This is a genomic window from Anoxybacillus sp. B2M1 (assembly GCF_001634265.1).
Classification (GTDB): Bacteria; Bacillota; Bacilli; order Bacillales; family Anoxybacillaceae; genus Anoxybacteroides; species Anoxybacteroides rupiense.
This window is the reverse complement of sequence record NZ_CP015435.1, coordinates 1,948,381-1,963,482: the sequence shown is the minus strand read 5'-3', so window position 1 is coordinate 1,963,482 and position 15,102 is coordinate 1,948,381. Positions and strand designations below refer to the sequence as shown.

General features: G+C 43.6%; 14 protein-coding genes and 1 riboswitch. Of the genes, 13 read left to right on the top strand and 1 reads right to left on the bottom strand.

Annotated features, from left to right (window positions below; translation table 11 throughout):
- Positions 1-86 precede the first annotated feature (86 nt).
- The 3 genes from GFC28_RS09445 (at position 87) to GFC28_RS09435 (ending at position 4,057) form a co-directional block, all read left to right on the top strand.
- Positions 87-1,004 (top strand): ketopantoate reductase family protein, encoded by a 918-nt coding sequence (locus GFC28_RS09445; protein ID WP_044745605.1) that lies wholly within the window; start codon positions 87-89, stop codon positions 1,002-1,004.
- A gap of 519 nt (positions 1,005-1,523) precedes the next feature.
- Positions 1,524-3,191, top strand: a complete 1,668-nt coding sequence (locus GFC28_RS09440) for a glycoside hydrolase family 13 protein (protein WP_044745606.1) — start codon at positions 1,524-1,526, stop codon at positions 3,189-3,191.
- A 338-nt stretch (positions 3,192-3,529) separates the two neighbouring features.
- Positions 3,530-4,057 carry a YfiT family bacillithiol transferase gene (locus GFC28_RS09435; protein WP_044745607.1) on the top strand — a complete coding sequence of 176 codons (528 nt, stop codon included), beginning with the start codon at positions 3,530-3,532 and terminating at the stop codon, positions 4,055-4,057.
- A 27-nt stretch (positions 4,058-4,084) separates the two neighbouring features.
- Here GFC28_RS09435 and GFC28_RS09430 read toward each other — a convergent pair whose 3' ends face one another.
- The gene (locus GFC28_RS09430; protein WP_044745608.1) at positions 4,085-5,269 is read right to left on the bottom strand and encodes a class I SAM-dependent rRNA methyltransferase; all 1,185 of its coding nucleotides are present in this window, start codon (positions 5,267-5,269) and stop codon (positions 4,085-4,087) included.
- A 142-nt stretch (positions 5,270-5,411) separates the two neighbouring features.
- A riboswitch (TPP riboswitch) is annotated at positions 5,412-5,519 on the top strand.
- 103 nt (positions 5,520-5,622) lie between these two features.
- Here GFC28_RS09430 and tenA point away from each other — a divergent pair.
- The 10 genes from tenA to GFC28_RS09380 all read left to right on the top strand — a co-directional run bounded on the left by tenA (position 5,623) and on the right by GFC28_RS09380 (position 14,796).
- Positions 5,623-6,336, top strand: coding sequence for a thiaminase II (gene tenA / locus GFC28_RS09425; RefSeq protein ID WP_044745609.1), 714 nt, complete (start codon positions 5,623-5,625; stop codon positions 6,334-6,336).
- Positions 6,305-6,892 (top strand): ECF transporter S component, encoded by a 588-nt coding sequence (locus tag GFC28_RS09420; RefSeq protein WP_044745759.1) that lies wholly within the window; start codon positions 6,305-6,307, stop codon positions 6,890-6,892. Before tenA ends, GFC28_RS09420 begins: the two co-directional genes overlap by 32 nt.
- 12 nt (positions 6,893-6,904) lie before the next feature.
- Positions 6,905-8,395: an ABC transporter ATP-binding protein gene (locus tag GFC28_RS09415; RefSeq protein WP_044745610.1), complete on the top strand. Its 1,491-nt coding sequence runs from the start codon at positions 6,905-6,907 to the stop codon at positions 8,393-8,395.
- A complete protein-coding gene (locus GFC28_RS09410) occupies positions 8,370-9,155 on the top strand; it encodes an energy-coupling factor transporter transmembrane component T family protein (protein ID WP_044745611.1) in 786 nt (261 codons plus the stop codon). Before GFC28_RS09415 ends, GFC28_RS09410 begins: the two co-directional genes overlap by 26 nt.
- A 12-nt stretch (positions 9,156-9,167) precedes the next feature.
- Entirely contained in the window at positions 9,168-9,797 is a 630-nt protein-coding gene (gene tenI, locus GFC28_RS09405; protein ID WP_044745612.1) for a thiazole tautomerase TenI, read from the top strand.
- Between the two features lie 15 nt (positions 9,798-9,812).
- Positions 9,813-10,949 carry a glycine oxidase ThiO gene (gene thiO / locus GFC28_RS09400; protein WP_044745613.1) on the top strand — a complete coding sequence of 379 codons (1,137 nt, stop codon included), beginning with the start codon at positions 9,813-9,815 and terminating at the stop codon, positions 10,947-10,949.
- A gap of 12 nt (positions 10,950-10,961) precedes the next feature.
- Positions 10,962-11,165 carry a sulfur carrier protein ThiS gene (gene thiS, locus GFC28_RS09395; RefSeq protein ID WP_044745614.1) on the top strand — a complete coding sequence of 68 codons (204 nt, stop codon included), beginning with the start codon at positions 10,962-10,964 and terminating at the stop codon, positions 11,163-11,165.
- A 2-nt stretch (positions 11,166-11,167) separates the two neighbouring features.
- A complete protein-coding gene (locus GFC28_RS09390) occupies positions 11,168-11,935 on the top strand; it encodes a thiazole synthase (protein WP_044745760.1) in 768 nt (255 codons plus the stop codon).
- A complete protein-coding gene (locus GFC28_RS09385; RefSeq protein ID WP_044745615.1) occupies positions 11,932-12,957 on the top strand; it encodes a thiazole biosynthesis adenylyltransferase ThiF in 1,026 nt (341 codons plus the stop codon). Before GFC28_RS09390 ends, GFC28_RS09385 begins: the two co-directional genes overlap by 4 nt.
- A 573-nt stretch (positions 12,958-13,530) precedes the next feature.
- Positions 13,531-14,796, top strand: coding sequence for a hemolysin family protein (locus GFC28_RS09380; protein WP_044745616.1), 1,266 nt, complete (start codon positions 13,531-13,533; stop codon positions 14,794-14,796).
- Positions 14,797-15,102: the final 306 nt, after the last annotated feature.

Genomic DNA, 15,102 nt, shown 5'->3' with positions numbered 1-15,102 from the left:
TTTTTATGGAGCCTTTATTTTGTTTTATCGGTGAAGGATTGTCGGTTTAGGGACGTTTCATCCAATCTGCTAAGGAGGAATCAAAGATGCGTATATTAGTAGTGGGGGCTGGAGCAGTCGGCGGTTATTTTGGCGGTCGTCTGCTGGAAAAAGGAGTAGATGTCACGTTTCTTGTTCGCGAAAAAAGAAAACAGCAATTAGAAAAACGAGGGCTTGTCATTCGTAGTGTCCATGGTGACGCACAGCTAACTTCCAAGCTGCTTGTTGCCGCAGAGGAAGCAGTACCGTTTGATGTTGTCATTTTTTCTAACAAAGCGTATCATTTGCCTGAAGCCATTCGCGATGTCAAGCCATATGTAGGAGAAGGAACGCTTATTTTACCGCTATTAAATGGTATTGCGCACATGGACTTGCTTTGGCAGGAGTTTGGAAAAGAAAACGTATTGGGAGGACTTTGTTTTATTGAAACAACCCTTGCAGAAGATGGAACGATTATTCAATCAAGTCCTACTCACACTGTCAAGTTCGGTGAATGGTCAGGTGAGATTACCGAAAGGGTGAAAAGACTTGATGATCTGTTTTCATCATGCAATGCACGATTTGATTTGAGTGAACAAATTGTCACTGATATGTGGCACAAATATTTATTTATTGCAGCGATGTCTGGTGTGACGACATTATTCCGTGTTCCGATGGGTCTGGTGTGCTCAGGAGAATACGGGCAAGAAATTCTTTTAGCTTTATTGAAAGAAATCGGAGCCATTATGAGAGCGCACGGGGCCCCAATTGAAGACGGCATTGAGGAAAAACAATGGGCGCAAATGAATAGCATGCCGCCGCAAATGAAATCTTCCATGCAGCGCGATATGGAAAAAGGGCAAATGGTCGAAGTCGATCATTTGCAAGGATATTTGCTTCAACTAGCGAAGCAGCATCAAATCACTACCCCGTTGCTTAAAGCTGTGTATCATCATTTAAAGTTATATGAGCGGCAAAGAGGATAGAATGAGAAGGGACGATGTTTGATTTGCTTGATATGGATAGCTTCAAATGGAAAAAATGGACAGAAGCGAGAAGCCAGAACGTTTCAGTGGACGGAATGAATCATTGAAAAGGGAGCAGTCGAGAGATTGAACAACACGGCTTTCAAACATCCTAAATTAATCTGAAAGCAGCTAGTTGTTCGCCGCTTGGTTGCGTTTTGGTGCGGCGGAGGCAAGTTCACCGACTTGTCTCCGCCCATGTTTTTTACAGGCTTTAAGTTATGAATGGTGGGATTATTTGCTTTTCGGTTTATCATCGGCAAGTATTCCTTTGTTTGATGATGGCTGTTACTTCCTGTGAAAAATCCTGGTATCCGATGGCGCTACGAAAAAGGCTATTGTCCGTCTTGAGTATGCTTATGATTGGGGATCATTCAGGAGCGTTTTTACTTTTTTCTCAAAGTGTATTGTATCTCGATAGCGGATCATGTAACTTAATAATTAGGATATTGCATGTCGATGAATAGAGGAGGTACTACTTTGAATAAAGCATGGTGGAAAGAAGGGGTTGTGTATCAAATTTATCCGCGAAGCTTTATGGATTCCAATGGAGATGGAATCGGGGATCTTCGCGGCATTCTTTCAAAGCTTGATTATTTGCACGATCTTGGAATCGATATCATATGGATTTGTCCGATTTATCCATCGCCAAATGCCGACAATGGATATGATATAAGTGATTATTATGCCATTGCTGAAGAGTTTGGAGATATGAACGATTTTGACGAACTGTTGCAGCAAGCGCATAACCGCGGCATGAAAGTCATTTTAGATTTGGTGATTAATCACACAAGCGATGAACATCCGTGGTTTGTAGAGTCACGTTCTGCAAAAGATAGCCCGAAACGCGATTGGTATATTTGGCGCGATGGTAAAAATGGAAAAGAGCCGAATAACTGGGAAAGTATTTTTGGCGGATCGGCTTGGGAATATGATCCGTTGACAAAACAGTATTACTTGCATGTTTTCGCGGCGAAGCAGCCTGATTTAAATTGGGAAAATGATGAGGTGCGCCGCGCGTTGTATGAAATGATTAAGTGGTGGCTGAATAAAGGGATTGACGGTTTTCGTGTTGATGCGATTTCTCATATTAAGAAAAAGCCTGGGCTGCCAGACTTGCCGAATCCCAAGGGGTTGGATTACGTTCCTTCCTTTGCGGGCCATATGAATCAAGAAGGCATTATGGAATATTTAAAAGAGTTGAAAATGCAAACGTTTGCGCAATACGATATTATGACTGTCGGAGAAGCGAATGGCGTAAAGGTGGAGCAGGCGGGGGAATGGGTAGGAGAAAAAGAAGGCATTTTTAATATGATCTTTCAATTTGAACATCTGGGATTATGGGAGAAAACCATCAATCATCAAGTGGATGTCCGCCAATTGAAGCGTGTGTTGACGAAATGGCAAAAAGGGCTTGAAAATGGCGGCTGGAATGCTTTGTTCCTTGAAAATCACGATCAGCCTCGCTCTGTTTCAACATGGGGAAACGATAAGGAATATCTTAACGAAAGTGCCAAGGCGCTGGGGGCGCTCTACTTTTTCATGCAAGGAACTCCGTTCATTTATCAAGGACAAGAAATCGGGATGACCAATGTCCGTTTTCAATCGATTGATGAATATCGTGATATTGCGATTAAAAACCTTTATCGGATCGAGCGGGAAAAGGGACGTTCACATGAAGAAATCATGCCGTCGATTTGGCAAAAAGGACGCGATAATTCCCGCACGCCGATGCAATGGTCTGACGAGCTTCATGCCGGCTTTACTACAGGAACGCCATGGTTAGGAGTCAATGAAAACTATAAAACGATCAATGTAAAAAGGCAGCAAAACGATCCTCATTCGGTTTTTCACTTTTATAAAAAAATGATTCGTCTGCGCAAGGAACATGAAGTATTGGTTTACGGCACGTATGATCTGATTTTAGAAAATGATCAAGCGATTTACGCTTATACGCGGACACTTGGGCATGAACAAGCGGTTGTGATTGTCAATTTGAGCCCTAAATCGGTTCTTTACCGTTATGATGCCATCAAACTATCTTCAGACCATTTAGCGCTGCAAAACTATGAGGTCAAGCCGCATAAAAACGCGACCCGTTTTAAGCTGCGGCCGTACGAAGCGCGTGTTTATATAAATCAAATTTAACATTTGGAGCCGATGCAATGATCTATCGTTTGATGAGTCAACATTTGCTCAAAGTGGGCAGGTGATCATCGATTTCAGTCCGTCCAACCGAACAGCACCGCTTTCAGATGAACGAAATTCTCTGGAAGCGGTTGGTTGTTCATCGCTTGCATTTATGTTTGATATAGAAAATGGAATTGATAGCTGATTGGAAAGAAGAAGCGCTATTTTTTCAATGGTCAATAACAGATCTACGGAGAAGTCTCCCATCTCTAAATAAAGGGGAGGGGGAAGACCTATACTATAGATAAGGATTTACTTAGTGATAGGGCGAATGGTTAAGTGGGAGGGATGAAGAAATGAATGATATTCGCTATCCGATTGGAAAATTTGAAAAGCCAGCTTTGTTTCAAGAAGAGAAGATAAAGGAATGGATCGCTGATACTCGTCAATTGCCAACAGCGATGCGTGAAGCTGTCAGTGGATTCAATGAGGAGCAGTTGAACACACCTTATCGTGAGGGGGGCTGGACGGTAGCGCAAGTGGTCCACCATATGGCGGATGCCAGCATGAATGCGTTTTTGCGCACAAAATGGACGCTTACCGAAGCGGCTCCTTCCATTAAACCATTTGATGAAAATGCTTGGGCCGAAACGGTCGATGCCCGTTCGGTGTCAGTCGAGCTTTCTTTGCGTTTGCTTGAAGGGGTTCATGGACGTTGGACACAGCTGCTTGAATCGTTGGCAACAGAAGATTTTCAAAAAACGTTCTATCATGAAGGGACCAAAACGAAAATCGATTTATATACATTTGTGGCTATGTATGCTTGGCATGGGAAGCATCATACTGCACATATTCAACAATTGCGCCAGAAAAAAGGATGGTGAAATGACGGACATCGTGCTTGATGTCCGTCATTTGCGTGAATGCACTTCGTAGATGGCAAATTTTAAATAATCGCCTTCATCGGCAGCAAGCAGCTTCGGATGATCATAGCCGGCTCCGCTCCAATGGACTTGGCGCAAAATTTTTTTTGCATCAAACGCAGCTTCTTCCACCATTGCTTGAAACATATCAGCATGGACATGGTAGGAGCAGCTGGCTGTAACAAAAAATCCCCCATCCTTTACTAATTTTAAACCGTTTAAGTTAATGTCCTTATATCCGCCCAAGGCCTTTGGAACAGAGTGAGCCGATTTGGCGAATGCCGGGGGATCAACAATCACGACATCCCACTGCTTTCCTTCGTGCACGGCCTCTCGCAAATAATCGAACGCATTGGCGACAACGAAATCAACGTTCATAAAACCGTTTAGTGCTGCGTTTCGTTTCGCTGTCTCAATCGCGTGATCGGAAATATCGACAGCGGTGACATGCTTTGCTCCGTATAAACAAGCATTGAGCATAAACGAGCCTGTATGGGTGAAACAATCCAAAACGGTTGTATCCGTGTCGATGAGCGGGCGAATGGCGGCGCGGTTTTGCCGTTGGTCAAAGAAAAACCCTGTTTTTTGCCCGTTTTCAATATCAACGATGTATTTTACCCCGTTTTCTTCAATGATCACTTCTGTATCGCATGTGCCGTACCAAAATCCTTTTTCTTGCTCAAGCCCTTCCAGCTCGCGGACATATACATCATTGCGCAAATAAATCGCTTTTGGTTGAAATACTTCAAGCAAGCCTTTTAAAATCCAGTCTTTTCGCTTTTCCATTCCAAGGGAAAGAATTTGCACAACAAGTACATCTTCGTATTTATCGACAATAAGCCCCGGCAAAAAATCGGCTTCACCATAAATGGCGCGACAAGAACGGACACCTGGAATCATTCGTTCCCGATATGCCCATGCTTGACGAATCCTTTCCATGAAAAATGTTTCGTTCAATTCTTCGTCTGCATGGTGAGTTAAGACGCGCACAATCATTTGTGAGCGAGGATTAATATACCCCTTTGCGAGAAAGTAATGCTGATGGTTATAGACGTTCACAAAATCGCCTGGTTCAAAATCACCTTCAATGTAGTCTACTTCACTTTGAAAAATCCAAGGATGGCCTTGCTCCAGCCGCTTTTTGCGCTTTCGCTTCAAAAAAACGTTTGCCACATTCTTCACTCCATTAAATTAAGTTATTTGCCTTCTCTATCATACAGAATTGCCGATCAGGAAGCAATGATAGGAGGGGAGGCTTGACAATCATACGAACAGTGATATGATAAATTTAAATAACTTTATATCCATGCTTCTAATCATCCACTAGGGGGGCCTTTAGATAGGCTGAGATCAAAGTGTGCCTTTGAGACCCTTAGAACCTGATCTGGATTATGCCAGCGTAGGGAAGTGGAAGTGGCGTACTGGCTTTATCAATGTTTGTAAACCACTTTCTTTGCGCTCGCGAAAGAAAGTGGTTTTTTATTGATTCAAGCATGGATATGTTTCCAAATGAAGGAGGGATTGACATGTCATTTTCACAGTTATTGCGTCAAAAGGTAGACGCTATTTGGGAGGCAAGCTTTCATCATCCATTCGTCAAGGAGCTTGGTGAGGGAGCGCTTGATCTGGCGTGCTTTCGTTATTATGTTTTGCAAGATTCCTATTATTTAAGCCATTTTGCTAGAGTACAAGCGCTTGGAGCTGCACGAGCGTTTGATTTGGCAACAACAGCGCGGATGGCGCATCATGCGCAAAATACTCAGCAAGCGGAACTATCTTTGCATGAGAAGTTTGCAAAGCAGCTTGGAATCACGGAGGAGGAAAAAGCTTCGTTCGTTCCGGCACCGACGGCTTACGCCTATACTTCTCATTTGTACAGGGCAGCGTATGAAGGTCATTTAGGCGATGTGATTGCTGCTATTTTACCATGCTATTGGCTTTATTACGAAATTGGTGAGAGATTAAAGCATTGTACGCCGCAGGAGCCGATTTATCAAGAATGGATTGCCGCTTATGGATCGGAATGGTTCCGTCAGTTAGTGGAAGAACAAATTCAGCGATTAGATACGGTAGCAGAAAACGTGTCGGAAGCGGATCGCAAGCGAATGGAACAGCATTTTATCATTAGCAGCCAATACGAATATTCATTTTGGGAAATGGCGTACCGTTTAGAAACATGGCCAATTCAAAGAAAGGAGAAAGTAAAGGATGCAGACAACCAAGGGATTGAAATTAGCTGATATTTTAATTACAATTGTCATTTCCATTGTATTTGGAATTGTGTATAAGCTATGGGGACCATTCTACTATTTTGTTAAGCCGTTTGGCTTCCATCTTGATCAACTCATTTATGGAATGTGGTTCATTGCCGCTACTGTTGCCTTTTTAATTATTCGCAAGCCTGGTATTGCCCTTTTGGCGGAAATTGCTGCTTCATCAAGCGAATTTGTGACCGGCTCTGAGTGGGGACTTGAAGTATTAATTTACGGTGTCGTACAAGGATTGTTTGCAGAGCTTGCTTTCGCTGCGTTCCGCTATAAGCGATTTGATGTGTTTGTTGTGTCGCTTGCGGCGATTGGCTCAACCATTGGTTCGTTAATTATGGACTATTATAAAGGATACATTGAAGCGCTGGCTCCATGGAATTTAACATTGTTCTTTGTTGCGCGGTTTGTTGGCGCGATTTTAATTTCCGGCGTGTTTGCTTCCTCTTTAGTGAAAGCACTTGAAGCCACTGGAGTGACACAAATGGTTCGTTCCGCATCAAAAGAAGATTATGATCAGCTAGACCGTTAAAGGGTGAAGAAAATGGAACTCGTAGCTTTTGTTGACCAGCTGAGGCTCAAATTCCCCGGAAAAGAAGGCTTGCTGTTTAAAGACTTGTCAGTTTCTTTTTCAAGAGGGGAGAAAGTATTGCTGTTAGGTCCATCTGGATGCGGCAAATCGACGCTGTTGCAAGTGCTTTGCGGATTAATTCCGCATTCAGTGGACATTCCTATGAAGGCGAAACATATTCAGGTGCCTGATAACTGGGGATATGTGTTTCAAGATCCTGATTCGCAATTTTGTATGCCGTTTGCGGATGAAGAAATTGCTTTTGCGTTAGAAAATATCAGGGTGCCCCGTGAACAAATGGATGATCGCATTTGTGAATTGCTGCAAATGGTTGGATTATCAATCCAGCCACATACAAATATTCATGAGCTATCGGGAGGAATGAAGCAACGTCTGGCGCTTGCTTCGGTTCTTGCGCTTGAGCCTGATGTACTGTTTCTTGATGAGCCGACAGCGATGATTGATGAAGAGGGAACCGCAGAAATTTGGAAGACGGTAAAACAAATTGCTCATGATAAAACGGTGATTGTCGTCGAACATAAAATTGAACATGTGCTGGATTTCGTGGACCGCATCATTTTATTTAATGAAAGCGGAGACATGATCGCGGACGGCGATGCGGCTTCGATCTTTCAAACCTATAAATCTGTGATTGCTTCACAAGGAATTTGGTATCCGGGAGTTTGGGAGGATTATAGAAAAAAGAGGAGAAATGAACAGCCAGCTTCTGCATCAGATCATGAAATCATTTATCTAAAAGAAATGAAAGGATATCGCAAAAAAGAAGCCAAAATTCACATCGACCAAGCAAGTGTCTGCGAAGGAGAGTGGATTGCGATAACGGGGAAAAACGGAGCGGGCAAAAGCACGCTGCTGCATGCGCTCATGAAGTTGATTCCAACCGAGGGCACATATGAACTCTATGGCAAACAGCTGCAAAAAACGAAACAAATCGCTCGCCATATGGCTTTTGTTTTCCAAAACCCAGAGTTTCAGTTTGTGACTCATTCCGTCTGGGAAGAGATGGCTTATTCTCTTCGCTTAGAAAAGCGCACGGAAGAAGAAATTTCTAGAAAGGTTGAACAGCTGTTGGCGACCTTTCACTTGGAAAAACAACGAGATCAGCACCCCTATCAGCTGTCTATGGGGCAGAAGCGTCGCTTGAGTGTTGCGGCCTCCATCATTGGCGGCCAAAAAGTGTTTTTATTGGACGAGCCGACTTTTGGACAAGATGCCAAAAATACGTTCGCACTATTAGAATTGCTTGAATCATACCGGGAGCAAGGAGCAACGATTATGATGGTCACTCATGATGAACAAATTGTGCAGCATTTTGCCACAAGAAGATGGACCATTGCTGAAGGAAAGCTCGTTCATGATGAACCGATCATCAGGAAAACGACAGCTGATGAAGAATTAGGCAAGGAGGATGCGAGCCATGAGATGGAATATAAGCTATCGTGAAACATGGCTTCACCGAACGAATCCGAGCTTAAAATTGCTCGTGATGCTGGCATTATTTGTGGCTGTGTTATTCGTGCATAACCCAAATGTATTAATGAATTTTTCGTTTGGCTTTTTGTTGTTGTTTTTTCTTTATACTGGTTATCCGCTTAAATACTTGTTGCTTTTCTTTGTCCCTTTTTTCGTGATTTTTGTTTCGACCGCCTCTTCCATGACGATGTTTGGGGAGGGAACAACGACTTGGTTTCAATGGGGACTTGTGCATGTTACGAAAGAAAGCTTTTTAAGGGGAATGCATCTTGGTTTTCGCGCTTTATCGTTTGCGCTTTTAGGCTTGCTTTTTTCCTTAACCACGCGTCCTGTTTACTTGTTTTATTCGCTGATGCAGCAGTTAAAGCTGAAGCCCAAATATGCGTACAGCTTTTTGGCAGGAATTCGCTTGCTGCCGATTATGTTGGAGGAATTTCAGACCGTGCGTAATGCTTTAAAAGTACGTGGAGCGGATGCGGAGCGCGGGCTCAACACCAAGCTAAAGCGATACGCGATTCCGCTTTTATCGCAAAGCATTCGCCGAGCACAGCGCATTGCGGTGGCAATGGAGGCGAAGAGGTTTTCTAATCAGACCAATCGAACGTTTTATTATCAAATTGGCTTTAGCAAATATGATGTTATCTTTTTGCTGATCATCATTGGCATAACGGCCCTTGCTTGCTATACAGGAATCGTTTTGCCGTATATTCCAGTAACAGATGTGCGTTAGTGAGGGATTTTGATGAAGAAAGCGCTTCATGTCATCTCAACGGGAACTCAGTCGCTTGAAGAGTTTGCTGCCATTTCTTCGCTCATTCATTCGCATGTGGATGCGATTCATATACGAGAAAAAAACAAAACAGCAAAAGAGCTGGTGAAATGGATTGAGGCTCTACTTTATGCCGGTGTGCCAGCCAAAAAGATCATTGTAAATGACCGGGTCGATGTAGCCGTTGCCTGCGGGGTAAAAGGAGTACAGCTGGCGTATCATAGCTTATCAGTAAAAGCGGTCAAAGCTCATTTTCCGTCGCTTCTTGTTGGGTGCTCCATTCATTCATTAGAAGAAGGGATCGAAGCGGAGCAGGATGGAGCCGATTATTGTATATATGGACATGTTTTTCCGACAGAATGTAAAGCGGGGATACCGGCAAGAGGAGTCAGCGAGCTGCAGGAAATCGCTGCAACCATTCGCATTCCTGTCATCGCTATTGGCGGGATTCAACCTGATCATGTTTCACAAGTATGGTGCGCAGGTGCTGCCGGAGTAGCCGTGATGTCCGGTGTGTTTTTAGCGAAGGATCCGTTGGCTCAGGTAAGACGTTATGCTATGCAAGCATGTGATCCTGATACGAAAGGATCGGCATGTAAATAAAGGAGAGGGGTAAGGATGGCTCATAATCATTATGATGTTGCGATTATTGGCGGCGGAGTCATTGGTGGTTCGATCGCGTTTCAGTTAGCGAAACGAAATGTACGCACAGTCGTACTGGAAAAGGAGCGAATCGCGAGTCAAGCATCCAGTGCGGCTGCAGGGATGCTTGGAGCGCAGTCGGAATTTGCAAGCGATAGCCCGCTGATTTCATTGGCTTTGAAAAGCCGTGCTATGTTTGGACAAGTTGCAGAGGAGCTAAAGCAGCTGACCGGCATCGATATTGGCTATGTGCAAAAAGGCATGCTAAAAGTAGCCGTGACAGAGGGAGAGCAAAAATCGCTTCAAGAACACTATGAGTTTTGGAGGAAGATGGGACAGCCTGTTCAATGGCTGTCCGCTTCGGAGCTGGCAAGTCTTGAACCGAATGTGAACCCAACGCTTAAGGGAGTTATGTACATCGCTGAAGACGGACAAGTAAGCGCCCCGCATCTCTCGCTTGCTTTTGCTAAAGCTTCCATGGCATATGGAGCGCAGTGGCATGAGTTTACGGAAGTCATCGATATAAAAGAGCAGGGAGGTTTATATGAACTCCGCACCAATCAAGGAGTGATTGCAGCAGACGCTGTGGTTGTGGCTGGCGGGGCTTGGTCTGCGTTATTTCTCGAAAAGACGGGTCTTTCGCTTTCCATTTATCCTGTTAAGGGAGAATGTCTGCTTGTTAAAACAGAAAAGCCGCTTATTCAAGCAACGTTATTTGCTAAAAATGGCTGCTATCTTGTTCCGAAGAGGGGCGGCAGAATATTAATTGGAGCGACTTCCACTCCGCATACCTTTGATCAAAAAGTAACCGTACAAGGAGTCACTCACTTGCTTGAAAAAGCCCAAGAGCTCGTTCCAAGCATTGGCGGAGCCGAGCTGGAGAAATCATGGGCAGGTATCAGACCGCAAACAAAAGATGGCTTGCCTTATATAGGAAAGCACCCTCATTATCAAAATGTTTGGCTTGCTTCTGGACATTATCGGAATGGCATTTTATTAAGCCCGCTTACAGGGGTGCTCATCGCGGATCTTGTCGAAGGGAAGGGAAGCGGAGAACTTGATATCACTCCTTTTGCTGTGACAAGACACCACGATGCCATAAGCACAGTGTAGAGGTGAATAAATATGGAATTGTTGATTAATGGAGAAATGGTTCATGTGCCTGACCATGTTCGAACAGTTGCTGATTTACTTGTTCATTTTCAATTAGATCAAAAGATTGTCATCGTTGAAGTAAATGCGGATATTATCGAGAAGCCTAGTTATGCTGAAACATCTTTGTGTCATAGAGATCGCATTGAAATTGTTCATTTTGTAGGAGGCGGATGATGATGTTAAAAATTGGACCATATGAATTTCAATCACGGCTTTTATTAGGGACAGGAAAATACCCGAATTTTTCAATCCAAAAAGAAGCAGTTGAAGTGTCGGGAGCTGAAATTTTAACATTCGCTGTACGGCGGATGAATATTTTTGAGCCCAACCAGCCTAATTTTCTCGAACAGTTAGATTTAACCCAATATAAGCTGCTTCCTAATACAGCAGGTGCGAAAACGGCAGAGGAAGCTGTACGCATTGCCCGATTGGCCAAAGCTTCTGGTCTATGTGATATGATTAAAGTGGAAGTGATCGGCTGCGATAAAACGTTGCTTCCTGATCCGGTAGAAACGCTAAAAGCAGCGGAAATGCTCTTAGCGGAAGGGTTTATTGTACTGCCTTATACATCGGATGATGTCGTGCTGGCAAGACGATTACAAGAGATGGGATGCCATGCGATCATGCCAGGAGCATCCCCAATTGGTTCAGGTCAGGGAATTATTAACCCCCTCAATTTAAGCTTTATTATTGAGCAAGCAACAGTTCCTGTGATCGTAGATGCAGGCATTGGCAGCCCAGCGGATGCGGCGCTTGCTATGGAAATGGGAGCCGATGGCGTCTTATTAAATACAGCTGTTGCTGGCGCAGCAGATCCGGTAAAAATGGCTAAGGCGATGAAGCTGGCCATTGAAGCAGGACGCCTTGGCTACGAATCAGGAAGAATTCCGCGGAAACGGTATGCGACAGCAAGCAGCCCAATGGAAGGAATGAGCGTTGTTTGAATGAACGGTATTCACGCCAACAGTTGTTTGCCCCTATCGGCAAAGAGGGACAGCAAAGGATTTCCACTAAGCATGTCCTGATTGTTGGAGCGGGAGCATTAGGAACAGGAAGTGCCGAGGCGCTTGTAAGGGCAGGCATTGGCCAATTAACGTTGATCGATCGCGACTATGTAGAATGGAGCAATTTGCAGCGCCAGCAATTATATAGTGAGGAGGATGCGAAACAACGTCTTCCGAAGGCGATTGCCGCTAAGCAAAGGCTGGAACGAATTAATTCGGACGTTTCCATTCAAGCGATCATTGGCGATGCCAACGCGGAGGAATTGGAAAGAATAGCAAGCGAGCTTAAACCAGATGTCATCATTGATGCGACCGATAATTTTGAAACGCGCATGACCATTAACGACGTGTCATGCAAATATCGCATTCCTTGGATTTATGGAGCCTGTGTCGGCAGTTATGGATTAAGTTACACGTTTCTCCCTGGAGAGACGCCATGCTTCCAATGCTTGCTTGAAACGCTGCCTGCGGGCGGTCCGACATGTGATACAGCCGGAATTATCAGCCCAGCCGTACAAATGGTCGTTGCTTATCAAGTGGCAGAAGCGCTGAAGCTATTAGTCGGAGATAAAAGCTCACTTCGCCGGAAGTTAGTCTCTTTTGATGTTTGGAATAATCAATATGCCGCCATTCGTGTGGATCAAGTGAAAAAGAGCCATTGTCCATCTTGCGGTCAACATCCGACTTATCCGTATTTATCGTATGAAATGCAAACGAAAACGGCCGTATTATGCGGACGGGATTCCGTGCAAATTCGCCCTGCTACAAAGCGCGATTATGATTTGCAGGAGCTGGCGCAATTGTTTTTGCGACAAGGATTGGTTGCGGAAGCTAACCCGTATCTCCTATCGGTTTCTCTTGGAGACTATCGCTTTGTCATCTTTCAGGATGGGCGTGCGCTCATTCATGGGACGAAAGATATTCAAACAGCCAAAACGATTTATTATCGTTATTTAGGATAACTCGCCCTCTGATTATTCAGAGGGATTTTTTATGCAGGAAAAGCGCTATAATCAGCCGGCTTGAAGGTGAAATAAAGAGAGAAGAGGTCAACTGCGGTGTAGTACAAATGTGTAGCAAAGGTCTGAACCATGCGATTTTCAGTCGCTTTCGTGGCGCTGTGAAGCATTCGGTGATCGGCTAAACATAGGTTAAAAGGTGATGTTCCAATCAAGGAATAAAAAAGCGCCGAGTCATAGGACTGGTTTGAACCATTTGAATCTGTCAATAAATTGTACGATTTTTATTTCGTTTGTTTCCAAAGGAAGTGCTACCTTATAGGTGGGGGATTTTGTTGATGAATAAGGAGGGGAAAAAAATGGAGGAGCTATCGGTTACGTTAAATATTGCTTCGCTGTTAACATTGATTTTTGTGATTGGCGCTGTGATTTTAGATTCGTAAAGCTGCAGTCGTATGACTGCAGTTTTTTGCGCTGTTTAGGCTATAGGCATTTTGTGAAAAGTTTGATATGATAATACATATAGATAGAATGGATAATAATAACAAGGAAACGGTTTAGGAGTGTGAATATTCTTTGGGAGAATTGCCTCTGAGCCTTCTTATTTTACTTCTTTTTTTGATGGTTTTGTCAGCCTTTTTTTCTTCAGCAGAAGCGGCGTTTTCTTCGATAAATAAAGCGCGCTTTAAGCATGATGCAGACGAGCAGCGGAACGGAAGCAAGCGAGTTCTCTATATTGCAGAGCATTTAGACCATGTGTTAATTACCGTGATTGTAGCGAAATACATTGTCGATATCTCCGCTATCTTGATCGCTGCCAAAATGGCGTTTCCTTTATTAGGAGAAGATGTCGGTCTGTTGGTCAGCGGTATCGCGATGATGTTTCTTTTGTTAATTTTTGGGGAAATATTACCGAAATCGATTGCAAAAGAACACGCTGAATCGGTCGCTTTGAAATATTCAAGTGTGATGTACGTGTTTATCAAAATGCTATTTCCCATCACATTGCTGTTCGCTCGTTTAAAAGGAAAACTGACAAAATGGTTGACACATGGCATCGTAGGTCCGTCTGTAACAGAAGAAGAGATTAAAGAAATGATTGATTTAAGCGAAGAAGAAGGGATTATCGATAATAAAGAAAAGGAGCTTGTCCATCGTTCGCTTGATTTTAATGATATTTTAGTTGGCGAAATTTTTACGCCCCGCATTGATATGGTCGCTGTCGAGGCCGGCATGCCGATCGAAAAAATCCGCGATATTTTTTTAGAGGAGCGGTATTCGCGCATTCCTGTGTACGAGGAAGATATTGACCATGTGATCGGTATCCTGTCCGAAAGCGATTTTTTTAGCCAGCTTGTCCAGCAAAGGGATGTGAATATTCGCGAACTGCTCCGAAAGCCTCTCTTTGTTGTGGAGTCAATGAAAATTTCCGATTTGCTGCCGGCTTTACAGAAAAGTAAAGTGCATATGGCCATTGTTGTGGATGAATTCGGGGGAACAGCTGGTCTGATTACATTGGAAGATATTATTGAACAAATTGTTGGAGAAATATGGGATGAACATGACGAGGCGGTAAAAAATGTTCATAAAATTGATGAATACAGTTATGAGTTAAATGCCGAGTTGCCGCTTGATGAGTTTTGTGAACTGATGGAGATTGATGAGCCGGAAAGCTTATCTCATACACTGGGCGGATGGATATTCGAAATGTTTGAGCGCGTTCCAAACGTCGGAGAAACGCTCCAATATGGCCCTCTTACGTTAACGGTTCGTCAAGTGGAAAACCGAAGAATCCGCAAGGTACTTGTTTCATTAAATGAACCGATTGCTGAAAATGCGTAATGGAGTAAGTTGTAGACAAAGTCCAATTGGACTTTGTCTACAACTATTTTAGGCATAATCAAGACGGTCGAGAAAGCGCTTGGCAACAGTCTGAAAAGAGTGATGAACACTCTTTTTTTATTGGCAGCTATAATAAATAGATCATCAACATTTGTAATATAAATGGTATATTTTACTGATTTATTCTAAAAAGAAAGCCTTTGTTACGCGTTCCGAAGGCAGTCTGCTAGCTTCTCTTCCTCATCATCAGCTTGTCAAAAAACAATGGATTTGACAACTTCTTTTATTTCTTTTATGATGACATAT

Excerpts from the sequence above, each read along its gene's own strand:
- GFC28_RS09445 (WP_044745605.1), top strand. The coding sequence starts at position 87 with ATGCGTATATTAGTAGTGGGGGCTGGAGCAGTCGGCGGTTATTTTGGC.
- GFC28_RS09435 (WP_044745607.1), top strand. The coding sequence starts at position 3,530 with ATGAATGATATTCGCTATCCGATTGGAAAATTTGAAAAGCCAGCTTTG.
- tenA (WP_044745609.1), top strand. The coding sequence starts at position 5,623 with ATGTCATTTTCACAGTTATTGCGTCAAAAGGTAGACGCTATTTGGGAG.
- GFC28_RS09420 (WP_044745759.1), top strand. The coding sequence starts at position 6,305 with ATGCAGACAACCAAGGGATTGAAATTAGCTGATATTTTAATTACAATT.
- GFC28_RS09415 (WP_044745610.1), top strand. The coding sequence starts at position 6,905 with ATGGAACTCGTAGCTTTTGTTGACCAGCTGAGGCTCAAATTCCCCGGA.
- GFC28_RS09410 (WP_044745611.1), top strand. The coding sequence starts at position 8,370 with ATGAGATGGAATATAAGCTATCGTGAAACATGGCTTCACCGAACGAAT.
- tenI (WP_044745612.1), top strand. The coding sequence starts at position 9,168 with ATGAAGAAAGCGCTTCATGTCATCTCAACGGGAACTCAGTCGCTTGAA.
- thiO (WP_044745613.1), top strand. The coding sequence starts at position 9,813 with ATGGCTCATAATCATTATGATGTTGCGATTATTGGCGGCGGAGTCATT.
- thiS (WP_044745614.1), top strand. The coding sequence starts at position 10,962 with ATGGAATTGTTGATTAATGGAGAAATGGTTCATGTGCCTGACCATGTT.
- GFC28_RS09390 (WP_044745760.1), top strand. The coding sequence starts at position 11,168 with ATGTTAAAAATTGGACCATATGAATTTCAATCACGGCTTTTATTAGGG.